This is a genomic window from Acinetobacter sp. DSM 11652 (genome assembly GCF_900109815.1).
Taxonomy (GTDB): domain Bacteria; phylum Pseudomonadota; class Gammaproteobacteria; order Pseudomonadales; family Moraxellaceae; genus Acinetobacter.
In genome coordinates, this window is the sequence record NZ_FOBK01000009.1 from 121957 (window position 1) to 144142 (window position 22186).

The window sequence follows — 22186 nt, forward strand, 5'->3', positions numbered from 1 at the left end:
GATATCTTCATTGTTTAGCAAGATCATGAATCTCTTGTAATTTTTCATAAACAAAAATCCAAGTCGTTAAGAATAATGTAATTTTTCTAGCATAAACTGCGCGAATCTAGGAAAATAGAGTGCTTTATCGCTATCAATCAGCGAACTGTTTTTTCGCCTCGATTTGGACAATTTATGAAGTTTGAAAAATTAGGTCAGTCTGGTCGCGCTCGACGCGGACGCTTAACCTTGGAACATGGTGTCGTTGAAACACCGATGTTTATGCCTGTCGGAACTTACGGCACTGTTAAAGGCATGCTCCCACGTGATATTGAAGAAATTAAATCACAGGTCATTTTAGGGAATACCTTTCATTTATATCTACGCCCTGGCCTAGATGTCATTCGTGAGCACGGTGGTCTACATGGTTTTATGAAATGGAATAAACCAATTTTGACTGACTCTGGTGGCTTCCAAGTATTTAGCTTAGGCGCAATGCGTAGTATCAAAGAAGACGGCGTAACATTCCGCTCTCCAATTGATGGCTCTAAAGTCTTTCTTTCTCCTGAAATTTCGATGGATATTCAACATACATTGAATTCAGATATCGTGATGATTTTTGATGAATGTACACCCTATCCAGCGACTCACGAAGAAGCTCAGAAATCTCTACAACTTTCATTGCGTTGGGCAAAACGTTGTAAGACTCAACATCATGATGTGTTAAAAAACCGCAATGCTCTGTTTGGTATTATTCAAGGCGGCATGTATGAAGACCTCCGCCAAGAATCACTAAATGGATTAAAAGAAATCGGTTTTGATGGTTATGCGATTGGCGGTCTTTCTGTAGGCGAGCCAAAAGAAGAGATGATCAAAGTCCTTGATTATCTTCCAGAGCAAATGCCTGCGGATAAACCACGTTATTTAATGGGTGTTGGCAAACCAGAAGACATCGTTGAAGCTGTTCGTCGTGGTGTAGACATGTTTGACTGTGTAATGCCAACTCGTAACGCACGTAATGGACATTATTTTGTTACGGACGGTTTAGTGCGTATACGAAATGCGAAATACCGCCATGATCAAAGCCCACTTGATCCGCATTGCGATTGTTACACCTGTACCAACTTTACCCGTTCGTATCTATACCATTTAGAAAAATGTGGTGAGATGCTTGCATCAATGCTTGGCACAATTCATAACCTTCGTTATTACTTGCGTTTAGCAGAAATGATGCGTGATGCATTAGATAACGGAACATTTGATGATTTTGTTCACGATTTTTATGCACGCCGTGGGCTTGAAGTACCCCCTTGTCCGCAAGATTAATACATCAGTATTTGCGCTGAGCAAAAAGACAATGTAAATTGCTGAACAAGCCGATTTTTTATCATCTTTTTTGATATTTTTAGTTTAGGAAAATGAAATGAGCCTTTTTATTTCGACTGCACACGCAGCTGGTGAAGCTGCACAACAACCAAGCTTAGTTGCTAACTTATTGATGATTGCAGTATTCATTGCAATTTTCTACTTCTTAATTTGGCGTCCTCAAGCAAAACGTGCGAAAGAACATCGCACTTTGGTTGAGAGCTTAGGCGTTGGCAGCGAAATCGTTTTTGCAGGCGGTTTAATGGGCCGTATTACTAAACTCGAAGGTGATTTCGCTGTGGTTGAATTAAACCGTGGCAACGAAGTTAAAATTCAGCGTGCAAGCGTGATTTCAGTATTACCTGAAGGCACACTAAATAACCTTTAATTATAAAATAGTCGTGCAGCTGCACGACTTTTTTCATTTTAAGAAGAAAGCGAATGCGTTACCCAGCATGGAAATATTTACTCATTCTAGTTGTACTAGTCGTGAGTACATTATATGCCCTGCCAAGTTTGTATCCTGATGAACCAGCTGTCCAAATTTCTGGTGCAAAAGCTGGTTCTGTCATTGATGACACAGTGATTCAAAAAGCAGAGCAACTATTAAAAAGCAACAATATCCAGTCCCACAATAACAGCTTTACTCAAAATGCTGCCCTTCTACGTTTAGACAGTTCTGAAGCCCAATTAAAAGCAAAAGATATCCTACGTGAAGGTCTGGGTGAAAACTATGTTGTTGCATTAAACCTCGCACCAACAACACCTGAATGGTTACAGAAAATCGGTGCACGACCAATGAAACTTGGTCTTGATTTGCGTGGTGGTGTCCACTTCCTCCTTGAGGTGGATATGGACAAAGCGATTGCGCAGCGTATGGAAACATCGGCTGCTGATTTGCGACGCGAATTCCGTGAGAACAAGATCAAATTCAATAGTCTTTCACTAAATAACAATGCGATCACTGTTCAATTTGCTAACAATGAAGATCGTGCAGCAGCGATGGATCAACTTCGTCGTAACGGTAATAAATATACTCAACAAGCACTTGCAACTGAAAATGGTGCCAGTCTTCGTTTAACCTATACAGATACCACAAAGCAAGAAATTCAGTCGTATGCGTTAGATCAAAACTTAACAACACTTCGTAATCGTATTAATGAACTTGGTGTTGCAGAAGCATTGGTTCAAACCCAAGGTAGCAACCGTATCGTGGTTGAATTACCAGGTGTCCAAGACACAGCTGAAGCAAAACGTATCTTAGGTCGTACAGCAAACTTAGAATTCCGTTTGGTATCTGATCTAAATGATCAATATATTGATCCTTATTCAGGGAAATATAATGGTCAACCCTTACCTCCAGGGACAGAAGTATTCGCCTATGAGTCTTTAGACAGTGGTCGTGAACTTTTACTTAACCGTAATCGTATTCTGACGGGTGAGCGTGTACAAAATGCTTCTTCAGGCTTTGGACAAGATAGTGGTACAGCAGAAGTTAACATTACCCTTGATAATGCAGGTGGTAAGTTAATGTCAGATGCGACTCGTAGCGCTGTTGGTAAGCGTATGGCGGTACTGTTCATTGAGAATAAACAACGTATCAGTTACGTTGAAGATCCTGAAACAGGTGCACAAACTGAAGTACGCACACCATATACTGAATCTGTCGTCATTAATGCAGCGAATATTCAAGCAGTACTGGGTTCACAGTTCCGTATTACTGGTTTAGATTCACCTCAAGAAGCAGCTGAGCTAGCTTTAATGCTTCGTGCAGGTGCGCTCGCTGCACCAATGTACTTTGTTGAAGAACGTGTTATCGGTCCAAGCCTAGGTCAAGAAAACATCGATAAGGGCGTACTATCCACTCAAATTGGATTTATCCTAGTCGCAATTTGGATGGTGGTATTCTTCCGCTTATTCGGTGTCATTGCGAACTTCGCTCTAGTATTCAACTTAGCCATGATCTTGACGGTTATGTCTTGGATCGGTGCTTCATTAACGCTGCCAGGTATTGCAGGTATCGTTATTACCATCGGTATGGCAGTGGATGCAAACGTTCTGATTTGCGAGCGAATACGCGAGGAACTTAAATGGGGGGCATCGCCTAAACAGGCGATTGTTGCAGGTTATGATCGAGCTTATAACACCATCTTTGACTCGAACTTAACCACATTCCTTGTTGCATTTATTCTCTTTGCCATTGGTACTGGTCCGATCAAAGGATTTGCCGTGACACTGATGATTGGTATTGTTTGCTCGATGTTTACTGCGATTACAGTAACGCGTGCAATTGTACAGATCATTTACGGTAAAAAACGTAACTTGAAAAAGTTGAGCATTTAGGAGATCTATCATGACTGAAAATACTCAACTCGAATCAAAACAATACGGCCGTCCAGACAACGAACGCGTAATTCCTTTCATGAAGATTGCAAAGCCAGCAGCTTGGCTTTCAATCATCCTGACTATTGCAAGTATCTTCTTTATCGCGACTAAAGGTCTGAATTTAGGATTAGACTTTACTGGCGGTGTTGCAGCTGAATTGAATTATGCCAATCCTGTAAAACCCTCTGAAGTGACGCAAGCATTAAGTGATGCGGGTTTTAATGATGCTGTTGTTCAAACCTTAGGTTCTGAACGAGATTTAATGGTTCGTATGCCCGTACAAGAAGACCTTGAAGCGGAAGATCTAACCAAAGCAATTACCACCGCAGTTCAGCTAGACAATAATACCGTGACTGTACCTAAGGTAGATGTTGTTGGTGGTCAAGTCGGAAACGAACTTTACATTAAATCAGCAGGTGCTGTGGCTTTGGCACTGATTATCATGCTGATTTATGTGACGATTCGCTTCGAATTCAAGTTGGCGATGGGTGCCGTACTCTCTCTGTTCCACGATATTGTGGTAACACTTGGGATTTTCGCCCTCATGCAATGGCCTTTTGACCTAACCGTTTTAGCTGCTCTTCTAGCGATTATTGGTTTCTCATTAAACGATAATATTGTTGTCTCGGATCGTATTCGTGAGAACTTTCGTAAAATTCGTGGGGCAGAACCTCTTGAGATCATCAATATTGCATTGACTGAAACCTTACGTCGTACCATCCACACTTCGATGACGCTATTGCTTGTGGTCGTTGCTATGATGATCATGGGCGGTGATGGTTTGAAATGGTTCTCGATTGCAATGTTTGTCGGTGTTTTTGTCGGAACATATTCTTCGATTTATATCGGTACTGCATTTGCATTGTGGCGTGGTCTGAACCGCCAAGACTTTATTGTTCAAGTAAAACCTGAATTTGAAGAGGAAGAAGAAATTCCTCAATAAACATTCAGTACAAAAAAGCCCATCAAATGATGGGCTTTTTTAATGTTGAGTGATTTGAATTTGAGGAATTGCAAAACCACGGCAAGAGTATTCACTTCGCCATGCGACTGTCAGCATACAATCCATGATTTCAAAATTCTGATAAGCAAATACCCCTAAGACTGGATGCTCACAAACCCCACCCATGTGTGTGGTATGGGCATTGGTATTCAACTCATTTAAGCTCATACGGATTCCCATCCCATGTGCCTTCAAAATTGCTTCCTTAATGGTCCAGACTTTAAACCAATAGCGAGAATCAAAATCCAATTCTGCCCATATCGCATATTCCAGTGGATGAAATGCATGTTTGGCTAAAGCTTCGAATCGAATTGATCGATTCAGCTCCTCAATATCCACACCCAAATCTCGAATATGATGTGATGTAACTAAAGCATAATAATGTTGACTATGACTATGGTTAAACTCAAAGTTTGAGATTTTTTTCAAAAAAGGTTTTCCATCTTTCGTTTGGTCAATATCCTCATTTTTTATTGTTTTATTTAATTTACTTCCTAGTAAGCAGTTACGATATTGGTGAATCATTTTTTTTCTAAGACTGATTTCTTCAGTACGTGTTAGATTTTCAGGAACTTGAAAAAAAGAAGAAATTTTAGAAATATCAATTTGAATATGACGGGTCATAATAACGTTCTCAGTGATTCCATTTATCTTAATTTATGCGCATGATAAAAAAAGCCCAAACTTCACATTTGGGCTTTCTGGACTAAATTTACAATTGATTAACCGCGTTTGAACTTCTTCTCGGCTTTCTTAAACTTCTGTACATAACGACGTTTACGTGCCGCAGTACGCTCGTCAATTTGAGATTTACGACCTTCAAATGGGTTCTCTGAAGTTTTAAATTCAATTTTTACAGGTGTACCCTCTAGTTTATACACTTTACGGAACACGTTTTCTAAGTAACGACGATAGTCAGCTGGGGTTTTATCAACTTTATTACCGTGAATCACAATCGTAGGCGGGTTTTGACCACCGATATGCGCATAACGCATTTTAATTGCACGGCCTTGAACTTTAGGTGGATGATGCGCGTCTGTCGCATCTTTTAAGATCTCAGTGATTTTCGCTGGAGATACTTTCAAACGTGAAGATTCATATGCACGGTGGATTGAAGGATAAAGCTCACCCACACCTGTACCATGCAAAGCAGAAATTAAATGGATTTTTGCCCATGGAATAAAGTCAAAACGACGCTCAACATCCAATTTACATTGTTTGCGATCATATTCTGACATATTGTCCCATTTATTGATCGCAATCACCATCGCACGACCAGCTTCAATCGCATATCCAATCAAATGCAAGTCTTGCTCAACAATACCTTCACGCGCATCAACAACAACAACAACAACGTTGGCATCTTTCATTGCTTGTAAAGTCTTTACGATTGAGAATTTCTCAATCATTTCATCCACTTTGCCTTTACGACGAACACCAGCAGTGTCAATGAGCGTATATTTTCGACCATCACGCTCAAATGGGATGTAAATTGAGTCACGTGTAGTACCAGGCTGGTCAAAAGCAACGACACGTTCTTCACCTAACAGGCGATTAACTAATGTTGACTTACCTACGTTCGGACGACCGATAATCGCTAGACGGAGCCCAGTATCTTCATCACGCTGTTCACTTAGGTCATCTTCTGGTACATCTTCAAGTACTTCTTCGAGCATTTGTTGAACACCACGCCCATGGCTTGCAGCCACTTGCATCGGTTCACCCATACCCAACTTAAAGAACTCAACCAATGCTGCCTCTGCATGAACACCATCAACTTTGTTGGCAACTAAAAATACTTTTTTACCGAGTGTACGTAACTCACGCGCAATCTGTTCATCAGATGCTAGAAGACCTGCACGCGCATCGACAACAAAGATAATCATATCTGCTTCATGAATCGCAGTTTTAGACTGCTCTGCCATGTAAGAGTCGATCCCACCTTCGTTTTCACCGATACCGCCAGTATCTACAACGATAAATGATTTATTTTGGTATACTGCATCACCATATTTACGGTCACGAGTAAGACCGGCAAAGTCTGCAACAAGCGCGTCACGACTTTTGGTAATCTGGTTAAACAGCGTTGATTTTCCGACGTTCGGACGACCAATGAGCGCAATAACGGGTTTCATAGATTAACCTTTAACAAGATCAGCCAACTCAATTGGCCTGAACATCAGAAACTGTGGAAGAAGTTAGACGAATCATCTACTTAAAAATAAAAATGTCGGGGTCTGACAATTCAACACCCCGAACTTAAAATATGTATTCAGCGACTAGTTTACCATAAGCAGAGAAAAAATTAACGATTCTGCCAAATTGTAAGTGCGCCTGTACGTGTCACTGAGTAAAGCTGATTGTTTACTACACGTAACGAACGTACTTCACCACGCGTTTTTTCACGACCAACAAGTTGACCATTTTTAGGATCTACAAGGTGGAGTACCCCCTCATAATCACCTACCACCAAATACTGACCTAACATTACGGGGTTGCTTAATTGACGGTTAAGCAATTGATCATTAGTCCATAACGGCTGACCCGTCACCAGATCAAACGATACAATTTTACCATCTGTTTGCGTGACGAAGACTTGGCGACCTGCAACTTCAGCACGATTAATACTGCTTGCATCTTCACTCCAAATCACACGTTGCGAAACTAGATCTAGTACAGTGACTTGGCCTTGATAGCTGGTGGTTACAACCAATTGTCCTGCAACGATTGGATCTGCATCCACATCAACTAAACGCTGTATATCAGAACGACCATCGCTGACTGCCACACGTCTTTGCATACGCAAAGTTCCAGTGAGACTATCAATTGCGTACACGTATGCATTTGACGAGGCCACTAACACTGTTCGTGGGTCTAAGCGCACAGGTGAAGCTTGACCGCGTAAGCTCAATTGTTCGTTTGGCATACGATAGGTCCACACTTGTTGACCTGTTTTTTCATCCAGACCAAACACCGTACCGTCATTTGCAACAACGATCACTCGACCAGTCTGAATAAGCGCCGCACTCAAAATTGCACCACTTAATTGCGCCGTCCAACGGATATCACCCGTTTTTTGATCGAGAGCAAACAGTTGACCTTTCTTGTTGCCGACGATCACTAACCCATTGGCCGCTTCAACACCTGAACTTAAACCAAGCTTGGTAACTTGTTTTTCCCAGACACGCTGCTTACCTTGATATGCAGAAACCTGTCCCTTAGGATCTAAAAAGTATAAAACACCTTGATCATTCGCCATTCTCAAACGCAATGGATCAGCAGCATCCGTCGCTGAAACGTTATGTGAAAAAATAGGTGCTAAGCTCACTGATTGCTGAATTTTAGGCAACGGATTAGGTTTCACCTTTTCTTCTTTCACCGTATTGCTTGTACACGCCATTAGTGCACACGACAATGTCGCTAGAACAAAAGAAATTTTATACTTTCTATCCATTAAGACTCATCCGTTTGTATATCTAAAATTGGGCGCTCAATTTCAGGATCTTCTACTAATATGCCAACACTTTCGAGTTTAATTTGTAAGATTTGGCGTTCTTGTTTAGTTGCAATTAAGTTATCCCACGCGCTCTGATAAGCTTTTTTCGCATTTTCAATATCATTCTTAGCAATATAAATATCGCCACGTGCTTCATCTACAGTTGTTTTGAAAGCGGGCAAAGTCAAACCAGACAATGCTTTTAAAGCCTCATCATATTTCTTTTGTGCCAATTGAGCATCTGCTAAACGAAGCTTAATGATGTGTTGTAAACCTTCATCTTTGATTTGAGCATTTTCAATTTTTTTCAATTCACGTTCAGCTTTGGCATAATTCTCTTGATCATAAGCCAATTTTGCCATTACAAATTGCGTTTGAACCGCATGAATCGAATCAGGATTTTCTTTTACAATTTTTTCAGCAGTTCCATCCAAAGCAGTCGCTACTTTAGGATCAGTTGTTGCAGCTTTCGCTTCATCAACTAAGAGCTGTACTTTAGCAGTCTGTATTTGATCTTCTGCTACGTTTTTCTTCTTCCAATATTCCCATCCGAAAAAGGCGATCAGGGCAAGAAGAATCAGCGTAATCAACGCCGATCCATATTTCTTAAAAAACGACTTTGCTGTATGCAGTTGTTCTTCGTCAGTCATTGCGCTCATATGATCGCCCTTTCCTTATGTTCTTAAATTTATTTTGAAGATAGTTTATCAATGATGAACGGCACAATGTCATTGACCGCTACTTGTGTCTGCTCTGCTGTAGCCAACTCTTTGACTGAAAGTTGTTGCGCCTCAGCTTCACGCTCACCAAAGATTAAGGCATAAATTGCACCGGACTGATCCGCTTTTTTCATTTGACTTTTCATCGAGCCTTGAGAGCCAACTTTCAGACGCACTGAACTACTTGCAGCTTCAAGTTGATCTCGAATTTGCTCAGCCAAAACTAAAGCTTTACCTTGCGTCGCAGGATCTGCAAGTAAAAATACTTCACAATCACGTACTGGTATATTGTCTTCTACTTGTTCTAAAAGAAGCAATAAACGCTCAATACCCATTGCAAAACCAACCGCAGGAACCGATTGATCTGGTTTACCTTTTAACTGACCCACTAAACCATCATAACGACCACCAGCACAAACCGTACCCTGTGAACCCAGATGTGTCGTCGTCCATTCAAATACAGTTTTATTATAGTAATCCAACCCACGAACCAACTTTTGGTTAATGACAAATGAAATACCTGCATCGGTTAGATATTGCTGTAATTGTTGGAAATGTGCCAGCGTCTCTTCACCCATAAAGTCATGAAGTTTAGGCGCATTTTCTAAAATGCTTTGAGTTTTTGCATCTTTAGAGTCCAAAATACGCAGTGGATTCGTCGTTAAACGACGCTGCGAATCTTCATCTAAATCTGACTTATGTGATTCTAAAAACTGAACCAAGGCTGCGCGATAAGCTGCACGCTCATCTGACTCACCTAAAGTATTGAGCTCTAATTGAACTTTGTCCGCAACACCCATCCGTTTCCACAGACGCGCAGTCATCAAAATCAGTTCAGCATCTTGATCAGGAGTTGCAACACCAAACGTTTCCACACCAAATTGATGGAATTGACGGTAACGACCTTTTTGCGGTTTTTCATAACGGAACATCGGTCCAATATACCAAACACGCGGTGTCGCACCACGAAGCAAATTATGTTCGAGCATAGCACGTACACAACCCGCAGTACCTTCAGGACGTAAGGTCAAAGACTCAGGAGGATTACCTTTATCTAAGAACGTATACATCTCTTTTTCAACGATATCCGTTGCATCACCAATAGAACGCTTGAACAAGTTTGTCTGTTCAACCATCGGCAAACGAATTTGTTGATAGCCATAGGCATCCATCAAACCAGACAGATGCTGTTCAAGACGTCTCCAAGCTGGGGTTTGCGTTGGGAGAATGTCATTAAAACCTTTGATTGCGACGATTGAACTCATGATCTACTCAGAAAAACCTGTGCGAATAATCTCTTTTGATTTAGCTTTTTCAAGCTCGTTAACACGTTGACGAACCATATTTTCGATTTCGTCAACTAATTGATTTGTGTCAATTAAATGACTCTTTTCACCATTACGATACACCAGTGAACGTGGACTTGCACCCACTACACCAATATCAGCTTCTTTAGCTTCACCAGGACCGTTGACTTTACACCCGATGACAGAAACATCCATTGGAGTACGTACATCTTCCAAACGCTCTTCAAGCATTTGCATCACTTTGATGACATTAAATTCTTGACGTGAACAACTTGGGCAAGCAATAAAGTTAATACCATTTGAACGTAAGCCCAAAGATTTAAGAATATCAAAACCAATTTTGATTTCTTCCTCAGGTTCCGCTGCCAATGAAATTCGCATGGTGTCGCCAATGCCTTCCATTAACAATCCGCCCAGTGCAATTGCCGACTTCACCGAACCAGTACGGTAAATTCCAGCTTCAGTCACTCCTAAATGTAACGGGTTGTCAATTTGTTGTGACAACAAGCGATAAGCATCCATCGTCAAAAAGACATTCGATGCTTTCACTGACACTTTAAACTCTTGGAAATCCAAACGATCTAAAATATCAATATGACGCATTGCTGACTCAAGCAAAGCTTGACCTGTTGGCTCCCCATATTTCTTTTGAATATCTTTTTCGAGAGAGCCTGCATTGACACCAATTCGCATTGAAATATCGTTGTGACGAGCCGCAGCAACCACTTCGCGAATTTTTGCTTCTGAACCGATATTCCCTGGGTTGATACGCAGACAATCTGCACCCAAATCTGCAACAGCCAAAGCAATTTTATAGTCAAAATGGATATCGGCAACGAGTGGAACTTGCACTTGTTTACGGATTTCTCCAAAAGCAGCAGCGGCTTCCATACTCGGTACAGACACACGCATAATATCTGCGCCAGCATCCACACAACGTTGAATTTGTGCAACTGTTGCAGCTACATCACAAGTTTCAGTATTGGTCATGCTTTGAATACTGATTGGCGCATCGCCACCCACATACACAGAACCTACGCGAATTTTACGTGTTGGTTTGCGTCGAATCGGATTCTCGATCATCGTTTTACCTTTAACCCATTAACGTGATAAACGGAATTCAGCTTTTCCGTTTACGGTATATGGTGACAATGAAATATTTTCATTATTTAAACTTAATGAAACGGCTTGAGCATCATCTAATCGAATTTGGAATGGAGACTGTCCATTCAAACTAATCGCAGTTGATTGGCGTCCAGTTGCTAAAACTTTACCCGTACTGTCCACAATGTGTACTGATGTAGGGCGGCTAAAACTGAGATTCATCGTATCGCCTGATACTGCTTCAGTCGTGCCTGTACCATTGTTTAAGGTCAGAATTTGGACATTGTTGGATTGATTCGTATCAGTGTTTAACGAATCACCTTTAGCCGCCCATTTTTGGATTGCGGAGATTAATAGCCAAGCCGCGCCCAAAATAATTAACGCAATCACGATGCGTTTAATCCACTTGCGATTACGTACGCTTTTCGAGCCAGGAAGTTTCCCCATAATTTTAATTGGAGAATTGTTCAAAGCATGATTTGGCAGTAAACCTGTATCATTTTGATAGATTTCATCAAAACGTTGAATCAAAGCAGAGGCATCAACTTTGAGATACTTCGCATACGAACGATAATATCCCTTAATGAAAGTCGCTTCTGGCAAGGATTTGTATTCGTCTTGCTCTAACGCTTCAAGCGTTTTTACTGGCATTTTCAAATCACCAGCAACTTTGACCAGATCACGTTGTTGAGAAATACGGATTTGACGCAAATACTCGCCAGGGCGTTGAATATTTCCTAAAGCATTAGGTGCTACGTTTGAACCAGTAGGTTGCTGTGAATTAGGATTTACTTCCATACGGCCTCAGTATTGAACTGTAATTGCAAATAACGTTGAAATTCTTGACTATTTGGAAATAAAGTACGCAACTGATTCACCAGCACATACATTCCCGTTCTATCACCATTGGCACGTGCGATACGTAAACCAATCCAGAGTGCTCTCGCACCTTGATTTTGCTGGCCAACTTTGAGTACAAATTGCTCATATAGCTGACGCGCGGCAATATTATTCTTTTGCAGATAAAATATCTCTGCTAACTCTATCATTGAAACAGTCGAGTCACGATTGACTTGCAGTGCTTGTTTGAACGTTTTTTCAGCATTCGGTATATCCCCTAGAATGAGATAAATCCGTCCAAGGTTTTCTAATGCACGATGACGTTGGTCATATCCAAGCGTTGCGCCTGCAATTGAAAGCTGTTTAACAGCATCATTATATCGTTTCACTTGATACAAATACGTACCATAGTTGTTACGTGCTTGCGCATTTTTAGGATCAATTGAAATAGCACGAGAAAAATAATGATCTGCACGTTGCATGTTGATGTCACTTCCTTCTTGCTGAAGCAACACCCCCATCATCATATTTGCAGTTGAATCGCGCGAATTAACCTCTAATGCCTGATCAAGCACACGTTTGGCAGCATCTAAATTCCCATTCCGAATATATTCAGCCGCCATTTGGGTACGAACTTTCACTGATTTCTCAGGATCCTTTTTGCTCGCATCGCCACTGGTAGTTTGGCATCCAAAGAAAAGCAATCCAGATAAAGCGACTGTCATCGTCATGACTATTTTTTTATACATCGGCTTGCTCAAATGATGCCTCCCTCTTTTTAATCATTCACATCTAAATGATACAACTAGCCTTGTGAACGCATAATTTCATTACGTTCTAGCACTTTTTTCTTCCATTGTTCTGCACGACGAGTACGGTCAGCCACTTGACCAACCAATTGACCACAAGCTGCGTCAATATCATCCCCACGTGTCTGACGAATCGTACACACAAAACCAGCATCAGACAAAGTTTTTTGGAAAGAAATGATGCGATTTCGGCTCGAACGCCCGTATGGTGCATGTGGGAATGGATTAAATGGAATCAAGTTAATTTTACTTGGTAAATTTTTCAACAACTTAATCATCTGCTGTGCATGTTCAGGATGATCGTTGACCCCGTCTAACATGACATATTCAATCGTGACATGCTTACGTGCACTTTCATTACCATCTTTAGTGATATAACGCTGACACGCTGCAATGAGTTGTTCTAACGGATATTTTTTATTAATCGGCACTAATTCGTTACGTAACTCATCATTGGTTGCATGCAATGAAATTGCAAGCGCAACATCAATGTCTTGAGCCAATTGATCTATCTTCGGCACAACCCCTGACGTTGACAATGTGACACGGCGTTTAGACATTCCATAGGCGAAATCATCAAGCATGATACGCATTGAGTTAAGCACAGCATCATAGTTCAATAATGGTTCGCCCATACCCATCATTACCACGTTGGTCACAGAGCGCTCACGTTCAGCAACAGGCACATCTTCCATATAGGAATAGTTCGCCATCCACAACTGACCAATAATTTCAGCCTGAGTTAAATCGCGTTGGAAACCTTGTTTTCCGGTTGAACAGAACGAACAGTCCAAAGCACAACCGACTTGTGATGAAATACATAAGGTTTTACGCGAACCCGTTTTATCCTCAGCAGGAATCAGTACTGTTTCAACCAAAGAACCCGCACCATCACCTACACGGAATACCCACTTACGTGTTCCATCTTTAGAATAGTTTTTATGCACGACTTCTGGTGCTTTAATTTCACAAATCTTTTCAAGTTTTTCACGTAATTTCCCTGAAATATTAGTCATTTCAGCAAAATCAGTAACGAAGAACTGATGAATCCATTTCATCACCTGACCCGCACGGAACTTTTTCTCCCCCATATCCTCAAAGAATTTTTCCATTTGCGGACGTGACAGGCCAAGTAAATTCACTTTCTGTACAGTATCAGCCTGCTGTACTTGAACAGTAGTGGGCTGTTGTTCATCTAAATTGACGGATGAAGCGACAACTTCAGAATTCATGAGTATTACCTAAACCATAATGTGGGATAAAAGAACATGCTCAATTTTCAAGCAATAAAATCTTTCAGAAATAAAAAAACCAGATAAGCAGTATAGCACTTATCTGGTTTGAATACTGCGAATTAACGAGTACGTGGAGCGATCTCAGTTTGAGCGAAGAAGTAGTTAACTTCACGATCAGCAGATGCTACAGAGTCAGAACCGTGAGCAGCATTTTCGTCGATGCTTACAGCGAAGTCAGCGCGAATTGTACCTGGAGCAGCTTCTTTAGGGTTAGTAGCGCCAAGGATGTCACGGTGAGCAAGAACTGCGTTTTCACCTTCAAGAACTGATACAACAACTGGACCAGAAGTCATGAACGCAACGAGGTCAGCAAAGAAACCACGTTCTTTGTGCTCAGCATAGAAGCCTTCAGCTTCAGCTTGAGTTAAATGTTTCATTTTAGTCGCAACGATTTTAAGACCAGCTTTTTCGAAACGAGCAAAAATGTCACCGATGTGGTTTTTAGCAACTGCATCTGGTTTAACGATAGATAAAGTACGTTCAATAGCCATGATTGGCTCCTTTAGTCAAATTGACATGAAAATTTTGGCGCATTATACCGAATAATGCGCGATTATCTGCTTTTCGCGTGTAAAAAAATGGTTTTTTTCGATCGATGAATTATCGAGCTTCGTCAATCCAAGCCATTTGAATTGCTTCTAACAATCCTTCTGTTGATTTGTTTGGATCATCTTCGAACTCTGGAAGCGCACAAACCCATGCATGAAGATCAGTAAAACGGATCCATTGTGGATCTACATCTGGATGGGCTTCATACAGTTCAATTGCGATATCAAGGGTGTCTGTCCAACGTAAACCCATACTTATTCCTAAATCATCTTTGGTGAATGCATGGCTTAATTTTAGCAAAAAGCAAATCAAGACGTACAATTATATTGCTTTTGTACGCCTTATCATGCAATCAACCTCCCTCACAATATGATATTCAATGCTGGAGCAGCCAAGATAATACCACTAGCAACCGTCGCCCCAATCAAGGCACCGACTAAAACATCAGTTGGATAATGCAATCCCAATACCATGCGCGACAACGCAACCAAAATGGTAAATGGCATCATCATCACCAGCAAGACAGGCTCTACATAACCCAATACGATTGTTGCCATTACTGCATGCAATGTATGACCAGAAGGAAAACTAAAATGATCTAGTGGTCTTTCACCAATATGAATAACTTGGTGAACTTGGTATGGTCGTGGACGTACTGTTTTTGTTTTTAAAATTTTATAAATCAGCGTACCTAACGAAGCAGCCACAACAATATATAAAATTTGAATAGTGTATTGCGGTCCTTGCAGTAGCCACACCAACGCCACCATCATGTACCAAAAAACTCCATCTCCGAGCCGACTAATAATTTTAAATATGAGCGCAATACTTTGTGTATGCGATAGATTATTGAAATAGAGACATCCTCTTAGATCAAGATCGAGTATTTTTATTTTGGTATTTTTAAAATTCATTTCACTCTACTCCTATCGTTCAGGCCGTGAGCGTTTTCTGCTGCACGACACGATAAAATGCATGTTCGAGTTGTTGAACTGGATGTTGCCATCCGACTTGTTGTACTTTTTTCATTGCTTGCATCCCCATTGCATGCAAGCGTTTGTTCTGGGGCAGATTAACAATATATTGAACCAAGGTTGCAGGCTCACCCAAAGGTGCTAACCATGCTGTTTCCGCATCTAAATACTGCTTAGCACAAGCATAATCATAAGCAACGACAGGCAATGCACTCGCCATCGCTTCCAGCACGACATTGCCAAAAGTCTCTACTTGACTGGCAAAAACAAATACATCTGCGCTTGCAAATGATTCAGCAAGATTTGTACCACTTAAGCTTCCAGTAAAGATGATATCGGTATGCTTGCTTTGACGAACCAAACGCGAATAATCAGGCCCATCCCCCACAATAACCAACTTAAATCTGCGCGTTGTTTGTGTTTTAAGTTTTAAATAGGCATCAATTAACACCTGAATCTCTTTTTCAGGTGAAACACGACCAACATAAAGTAGCACAGTTGTATTTTCACAAGCATCCCATTGTCGTCTGAGTTGCACACTTCGAAAAGTAGGTGAAAACTTTTCAACATCCACCCCAGTTTTAATCACTTCAACTTGACATGTAACACCAAAGCTACGTATCGCATCAGCCGAGTCCTGACTTGGCACACAGGTCAATTGCGTATTGTTATGAAACCATTTGAGATAGTGCTGAATCGGCTTGACCATAAAAGCAAGATCATAAAACCGACTAAAGTCATGAAAAGCAGAATGAAAACCACTACTCACAGGAATCTTTTTGTTTTTTGAGAGCTGAAGTACCGCTAAACCTAATGGTCCTTCCGTCACGATATGCACCAAATCTGGTTGAAATTCATCAAATGCTTTAGCCACTTTGCCATACTGTGGCCAGCCAAATTGCATATGGGCATATTTCGGAATGGTTTGACCATTCACCAAACACTCACGGTTCGGAGAAAATTCCGAACATATTTGTTTTTGTGAAGGTCGTACCAATAGAATTTTGTGACCAAGCTTCTGTAGACCTTTGCAAATCTGTAGTAAAGACAATGAAACACCATTCAGCTCTGGTGGCCATGTCTCCGTAACGACAGCTATTTTTAATCTAGATCGCCCCAATTGCTCAAGCACCGATACATCCCGATCGGAGTTTTGATTTTTAAATTTTAGCCTCTGGTGATCATATTGCGTTGTCGATCTAGGCAATACAGTGTCCATGATTCCCATCATCACACCTCTTTTGTATTTTTTTCATACTTTTACTTTAGAGATGGATCATTTCATTATGATGATGATTTCATTAAATACTTGTCATAATTAGAATAGATGACTGATTCACCGACCACCCTCAAACACGCGACAAGAAACTACGAATTCAAAATAATTTAGTGAAATAAAGTACGATGCACAGCAAAAAATAACGCTTGCTCAAAATCAATAACAGGTTTCAACCATCCTGTTGCAGCAACTGCAAGATGCGCTTTCTCACCCATTATTTTTAAATCGGGTTGATTCAATGTTGCTGTCATTGCTCGTTCGAACATATCTAGATCACCGAGAGGGATCAGCCATCCCGTTTCATTGTGCACAACATGCAGTTTGGCACATGCATAATCATAAGCCACCACAGGCAAGCCACTTGCCAATGCTTCAAGCGCGACATTTCCAAAGGTTTCAACTTGACTTGGAAAGATAAACACATCTGCACTGGCATATGCACAAGCCAAGTCTTCGCCAGTCAAACTTCCCATAAAAATAATATCAGGGTGATGATTCGCAAGGGCTTCAAGCCTTACTCGATCTGGTCCATCTCCGACAATGACCAATTTAGTATAATGTTCAACCTCACCTTTCATTTTCAAAAAAGTCCGAATAATAAGGTCTACTTCCTTTTCAGGTGACAACCGACCAACGGAAATCAGCACTCGTGTATGCTCATTTGCAGTCCATTGCTCTCTCGATAACTTCGATCTTTTATTCGGATTAAATAATTGGGTATCAACACCTCTCCCCACCACCCTTAACTCACCGCTTACTCCCATTTGTTTTAAAGCATGCTGTGTATCTAAACTTGGCACACAAGTCACGTCTGTCTTATTGTGAAACCATGTTAAATATTTTGAGATAGGTTTAACGAGAAAAGGAAAATCAAAGTATCGACTAAACTCTTGAAAGGCAGAGTGAAAACCACTTGAAACAGGAATATTCTGAGACTTAGCTACCATTAGACTCGCAAATCCCAATGGCCCCTCTGTCACAATATGCACAATATCTGGCTGAAATACCTCAACCGCTTTTGAGATTTTAGAAAACTGTGGCCAACCGAACTGTAAGGTGGGATATTTCGGAATCGCCTGAGCATGCACCCAACACTCTGCATCAGGTTTAAACCGTTTACATTTCACTTTGGGTTGGGGACGAATCAACAAAATTTGATGACCTCGCTTCTGCAAACCCAGACATAAATTCATCAGTGAGTTTGCAACACCATTAATCTCTGGTGACCATGTCTCAGTCACAATGGCAATTTTTAATTGAGGATGTCGTTTAGGCTGATCAGCATCAGGAAGAAGAATAAAATCCTCAAATGACGGATTTTTTTTAATGTCCAATAATTCAAATAATTTTTTTTGTTGTGTTACTTGTAAATTTAGGAGTGCCATCATCACACCTTTTATTCATGCTATGCCTAAAATTTATAAGAACATAATGTCAATATGATGATGGTTTCATGACAGCCTTGTCATAAGGCTCATTCAGATTTTCACATTTTAAGGCTCTTGCTCTTGAACACGATTTACATCGCTGCCTAGCTCATTCGCTTACTCTTGACCAGAGTTAACTGGTGGTTCTTCAATCCGTTTTTCCAAGTTTTCTCCTTGAAGTGCTACAGAGGATTCTGATGATGTCCGATCTTCGAATTGTTTAGTTTCTTGTTCAGCATTAACTGCAACTGGTTTCAAACTGCCTTCAACAATTGTATAAACCTATCCATTAGAAAAATCGATCTGTTGCTTTTCACCATGCAATGTCGGAAATCCTACGATTTTTTCCATTTGTGGAGAACGTTGAAATTGTCGTGTTTTGGGGTTATACATCCAATAAATAAAACGTTTATCTTGAACTGTTCGATCTTGAGACAGATCCGATAAAATCACATCGTAGTATCCATCAAAGTTAATATCCATATAGCCAATACTATTGGGAAACGCTTGAAAGCCTTCAAGTATTTGCATGCTTTTTTGATTGGCTTTGTCAAACACCTCGATACGTGTCATAAATCGTTTGAAAGGATGGTTAGCTTTAGATATGCCATAGAAATTAAAACTCACATCAGACATATTTTTTACTTTAAAAGCAGGCTCGAATTTCTTTATTCGAATCACACCCGCATGATTGACCAATGTAGATTTAAATACATTCGTTTTATAGTTAAGCTGTCCTTTCAACTCTTGAATTGCATTTGAATCATCACTCGGTTGTTCTGCTTTAAAAAGAACTTGATCGCCTTTTTGCTCCCCTTTTAATTGGATAGTGACGTTGTCTTTGAAGGAAGTAAGCGTTGCATTTGGATGAAGCACATCCATATAAAGACTCAAAAAATATTCGTTGTCTGTTGACCTTAATAATCGCTGCATTGATACGCGAACATTATCTAAGACAAGCTCAGCATCACTATTTGTTTTTTTTGCTCGATATCAGTTGTTCGTTGCGCCAACCCACAGATGGGCAAGATCGCCAATAAGTAACATACAAACGATAATTTCATTCCCAACCTCAATCCTTGAGTTATTAAGTATTCTTGTTAGATACTAATTATTGTGTTTAGCTAAGCCTCTATCGACTGCAACTCAATCTACCTGTCATTGAGTTACTTTTTAATGACTATTTTTATCATGCCTGTCGTCTTTTTTTTCAATGCATTACAAAAAGACAAGTCTCAGAATTCAAAGTTCCTAAAATACCGGTGACTTATTATCAATATCTTGAGGTTATGAAAATTAGTTTCTGGATTTAATCAGTAAATGGCCTAAATAGGGTTTAGCAATATAAAAATAATTTCACCAAATAAGATATGAACCTTAACTTTATATTTAGCTTTTGGGATATATAAAAAAAATAGAATTTAAAAATAAGAAATAGACATCTAAAATTAAGAATTAATCCGAACTAATTATTCGGCTTTGCAAAGCCCAAGTTTCTAAGTTCACACTTACACCCTTTAATGGTATTTGTCTTAGCTGACAAATCATTTTTAACTGTTCAATCCTCTCAACTTTATGATCTATGATTGGTTTGGTTTTTTCTTGCTTTCTACATTGATCAATATAAGTATTTTTCCCTAAATAGACTTCTACAAAAGCTTCTTTTGGTAATTGCAATGTATAGATGGGGCGAGTAGGGAGCTGTACTCTTTTCCAATATTGATTATCAATTAATGCTTCAGTGATTGTTGAAAAATGATAACCAAAAGGAGCAGCACTTATATTTTTAACTATGCGAACCTCCTCCTCATACGACCAACACAACGATTTATATAAAAAGGCATGTTTTAGAAATTCTTCAAAGTTATTCCAGTTAAAAATAGAGCAATCACCGATAGACATTAACGTATCTGCATCAATGTTATGAGATTGTCTAGGTGGAGTATTTAAATAAATTACCTCCCCTCTATTCGATGGAATTAAAAAGTTTTTAGCATCATCTAAACCCGCTAATTTTGTATCTATACCAATAACCATCCCCTTATAGCTATCAGCATAGTGAGACCACATAAGTGGATTTAAAGGTGCACGAGTTAATGATAAAATAGCATATTTTCTAGACAACCTATTTCTTATAGCTCCTGTTTGTACAGAAATAGGAACATTATCTTCCACCAACGCTAAAGCTGTTGCTTCAAATGGATCATTAAAATCTTCTAGATGTGAAAATCCCAAAGTATTTGTTTCTAATATTTTTAAACCTGCCTCAAATCCCACATATTTATATAAAATCATTTTTTTTATCCAATAAAAATAACCCCGCTTTCGCAGGGTTTTATAGCATAAAAATCAGCTAGATAAGAAAATTAGTTTTTCTCTTTATCTACGATTTTGTTCGCTTGAATCCAGGGTATGAGCAAACTCAGAACACTGTTCTGAGTGAAGTGCAAGGAAAGAAAAGCATTGATTTCATCTATTTGAGGCACGAAGCTTACGTCAAATAATTTAGCTTTATTTTTTATGTCTCATAAAAAAAGCCCCTGTTAAAAACAAGGGCTTTTTGACTTAGAAATTAGAACTTAGTTCTTTTCTTTATCGACGATTTTGTTTGCTTGAATCCAAGGCATCATCGCACGCAATTTAGCACCAGTTACTTCGATACCGTGAGCAGCGTTTTGACGACGACGAGCAGTCATAGATGGGTAGTTCAACGCACCTTCTTGGATGAACATCTTCGCATATTCACCAGATTGAATACGTTTAAGCGCATTACGCATCGCTTCACGAGACTGTTCGTTGATTACTTCAACGCCAGTTACATATTCACCGTACTCAGCATTGTTAGATACAGAGTAGTTCATGTCCGCGATACCGCCTTCGAACATTAAGTCAACGATCAATTTAAGTTCGTGTAGACATTCGAAGTAAGCCATTTCTGGCGCATAACCAGCTTCAACAAGAGTTTCGAAGCCCATTTTAACCAATTCAACAGCACCACCACAAAGAACTGCTTGCTCACCAAAAAGGTCAGTTTCAGTTTCTTCACGGAAAGAAGTTTCGATAATACCTGTACGACCGCCACCAACACCTGAAGCGTAAGAAAGCGCAAGGTTACGTGCATTACCAGAAGCATCTTGGTGAATCGCGATAAGATCAGGAACACCTGAACCACGTTGGTATTCAGAACGTACAGTGTGACCAGGTGCTTTTGGAGCAACCATGATTACGTCTAAGTCAGCACGTGGAACAACTTGGTTATAAAGAACAGAGAAACCATGAGCAAATGCAAGAGTAGCACCTTGCTTGATGTTTGGCTCAATTACATCACGGTAAAGTTGAGCTTGGAATTCATCTGGAGTCAAGATCATTACTACGTCAGCTTGAGCTACAGCAGCAGGAACTTCAGCAACTTTAAGACCAGAATTTTCAGCTTTTTTCCAAGAAGCAGAACCAGCACGTAAACCAACAGTTACGTCAACGCCAGAATCTTTAAGGTTAAGCGCGTGAGCGTGACCTTGTGAACCGTAACCAATGATTGCTACTTTCTTAGATTGGATGATAGATAAGTCGCAGTCTTTATCATAAAAAATTTGCATTGCTGTCTCCGCTAAAATGCTTTGGCTTCCGTTTGATTAGCGAATGTTAATGTGGTTCG

At 40.1% G+C, this 22186-nt stretch carries 22 protein-coding genes and 1 pseudogene; 4 read left to right on the plus strand and 19 right to left on the minus strand.

Annotated elements, in window-relative coordinates:
• Nucleotides 1-174 precede the first annotated feature (174 nt).
• From tgt to secF, 4 genes are all read left to right on the plus strand, one after another.
• Nucleotides 175-1305 (plus strand): tRNA guanosine(34) transglycosylase Tgt, encoded by a 1131-nt coding sequence (gene tgt / locus BMW42_RS10200; protein WP_035265598.1) that lies wholly within the window; start codon nucleotides 175-177, stop codon nucleotides 1303-1305.
• A gap of 97 nt (nucleotides 1306-1402) precedes the next feature.
• Complete coding sequence (gene yajC, locus BMW42_RS10205) at nucleotides 1403-1732, plus strand: preprotein translocase subunit YajC (protein WP_035265599.1); 330 nt, start codon at nucleotides 1403-1405, stop codon at nucleotides 1730-1732.
• A 53-nt stretch (nucleotides 1733-1785) separates the two neighbouring features.
• A complete protein-coding gene (gene secD / locus BMW42_RS10210) occupies nucleotides 1786-3687 on the plus strand; it encodes a protein translocase subunit SecD (protein WP_092767620.1) in 1902 nt (633 codons plus the stop codon).
• 7 nt (nucleotides 3688-3694) lie between these two features.
• Entirely contained in the window at nucleotides 3695-4672 is a 978-nt protein-coding gene (gene secF / locus BMW42_RS10215) for a protein translocase subunit SecF (protein WP_171260714.1), read from the plus strand.
• A 39-nt stretch (nucleotides 4673-4711) separates the two neighbouring features.
• Here the strand turns inward: secF and BMW42_RS10220 are convergent, their stop codons facing one another.
• The 19 genes and pseudogenes from BMW42_RS10220 to ilvC all read right to left on the minus strand — a co-directional run bounded on the left by BMW42_RS10220 (nucleotide 4712) and on the right by ilvC (nucleotide 22127).
• Nucleotides 4712-5356 carry a 4'-phosphopantetheinyl transferase family protein gene (locus BMW42_RS10220; RefSeq protein WP_092767623.1) on the minus strand — a complete coding sequence of 215 codons (645 nt, stop codon included), beginning with the start codon at nucleotides 5354-5356 and terminating at the stop codon, nucleotides 4712-4714.
• Between the two features lie 98 nt (nucleotides 5357-5454).
• Entirely contained in the window at nucleotides 5455-6867 is a 1413-nt protein-coding gene (gene der / locus BMW42_RS10225; RefSeq protein WP_035265604.1) for a ribosome biogenesis GTPase Der, read from the minus strand.
• 170 nt (nucleotides 6868-7037) lie between these two features.
• Entirely contained in the window at nucleotides 7038-8186 is a 1149-nt protein-coding gene (bamB, locus tag BMW42_RS10230; protein ID WP_092767625.1) for an outer membrane protein assembly factor BamB, read from the minus strand.
• Nucleotides 8186-8887 carry a YfgM family protein gene (locus tag BMW42_RS10235; RefSeq protein WP_092767627.1) on the minus strand — a complete coding sequence of 234 codons (702 nt, stop codon included), beginning with the start codon at nucleotides 8885-8887 and terminating at the stop codon, nucleotides 8186-8188. Before BMW42_RS10235 ends, bamB begins: the two co-directional genes overlap by 1 nt.
• 29 nt (nucleotides 8888-8916) lie before the next feature.
• Entirely contained in the window at nucleotides 8917-10212 is a 1296-nt protein-coding gene (gene hisS / locus BMW42_RS10240; protein ID WP_092767629.1) for a histidine--tRNA ligase, read from the minus strand.
• A gap of 3 nt (nucleotides 10213-10215) precedes the next feature.
• Nucleotides 10216-11337, minus strand: coding sequence for a flavodoxin-dependent (E)-4-hydroxy-3-methylbut-2-enyl-diphosphate synthase (gene ispG, locus BMW42_RS10245; protein ID WP_092767631.1), 1122 nt, complete (start codon nucleotides 11335-11337; stop codon nucleotides 10216-10218).
• An 18-nt stretch (nucleotides 11338-11355) separates the two neighbouring features.
• Nucleotides 11356-12156, minus strand: a complete 801-nt coding sequence (locus BMW42_RS10250; RefSeq protein ID WP_092767633.1) for a helix-turn-helix domain-containing protein — start codon at nucleotides 12154-12156, stop codon at nucleotides 11356-11358.
• Nucleotides 12147-12947, minus strand: a complete 801-nt coding sequence (pilW, locus tag BMW42_RS10255; RefSeq protein WP_092767635.1) for a type IV pilus biogenesis/stability protein PilW — start codon at nucleotides 12945-12947, stop codon at nucleotides 12147-12149. The genes BMW42_RS10250 and pilW overlap by 10 nt, the downstream gene beginning before the upstream one ends.
• 56 nt (nucleotides 12948-13003) lie before the next feature.
• Nucleotides 13004-14239: a 23S rRNA (adenine(2503)-C(2))-methyltransferase RlmN gene (gene rlmN / locus BMW42_RS10260; RefSeq protein WP_035265621.1), complete on the minus strand. Its 1236-nt coding sequence runs from the start codon at nucleotides 14237-14239 to the stop codon at nucleotides 13004-13006.
• 122 nt (nucleotides 14240-14361) lie between these two features.
• Nucleotides 14362-14793, minus strand: a complete 432-nt coding sequence (gene ndk, locus BMW42_RS10265; RefSeq protein ID WP_035265623.1) for a nucleoside-diphosphate kinase — start codon at nucleotides 14791-14793, stop codon at nucleotides 14362-14364.
• 109 nt (nucleotides 14794-14902) lie between these two features.
• The gene (gene iscX, locus BMW42_RS10270) at nucleotides 14903-15103 is read right to left on the minus strand and encodes a Fe-S cluster assembly protein IscX (RefSeq protein WP_035265625.1); all 201 of its coding nucleotides are present in this window, start codon (nucleotides 15101-15103) and stop codon (nucleotides 14903-14905) included.
• 110 nt (nucleotides 15104-15213) lie between these two features.
• A complete protein-coding gene (locus BMW42_RS10275; RefSeq protein ID WP_035265627.1) occupies nucleotides 15214-15765 on the minus strand; it encodes a phosphatase PAP2 family protein in 552 nt (183 codons plus the stop codon).
• 19 nt (nucleotides 15766-15784) lie between these two features.
• Complete coding sequence (locus tag BMW42_RS10280) at nucleotides 15785-17056, minus strand: glycosyltransferase family 4 protein (protein ID WP_228143116.1); 1272 nt, start codon at nucleotides 17054-17056, stop codon at nucleotides 15785-15787.
• Between the two features lie 155 nt (nucleotides 17057-17211).
• The gene (locus tag BMW42_RS10285) at nucleotides 17212-18489 is read right to left on the minus strand and encodes a glycosyltransferase family 4 protein (RefSeq protein ID WP_228143117.1); all 1278 of its coding nucleotides are present in this window, start codon (nucleotides 18487-18489) and stop codon (nucleotides 17212-17214) included.
• Between the two features lie 159 nt (nucleotides 18490-18648).
• Nucleotides 18649-18789 (minus strand): hypothetical protein, encoded by a 141-nt coding sequence (locus BMW42_RS14745; protein ID WP_171260708.1) that lies wholly within the window; start codon nucleotides 18787-18789, stop codon nucleotides 18649-18651.
• A 24-nt stretch (nucleotides 18790-18813) separates the two neighbouring features.
• Entirely contained in the window at nucleotides 18814-19413 is a 600-nt protein-coding gene (locus BMW42_RS10290; RefSeq protein WP_092767639.1) for an XAC2610-related protein, read from the minus strand.
• 573 nt (nucleotides 19414-19986) lie between these two features.
• A complete protein-coding gene (locus tag BMW42_RS10295) occupies nucleotides 19987-20826 on the minus strand; it encodes a DUF2971 domain-containing protein (protein ID WP_092767641.1) in 840 nt (279 codons plus the stop codon).
• A 71-nt stretch (nucleotides 20827-20897) separates the two neighbouring features.
• A pseudogene (locus tag BMW42_RS14975) lies at nucleotides 20898-20996 on the minus strand (hypothetical protein); the annotation flags it as partial.
• Nucleotides 20997-21110: 114 nt separating this feature from the next.
• Nucleotides 21111-22127, minus strand: coding sequence for a ketol-acid reductoisomerase (gene ilvC / locus BMW42_RS10300; RefSeq protein ID WP_035265630.1), 1017 nt, complete (start codon nucleotides 22125-22127; stop codon nucleotides 21111-21113).
• Nucleotides 22128-22186 lie beyond the last annotated feature (59 nt).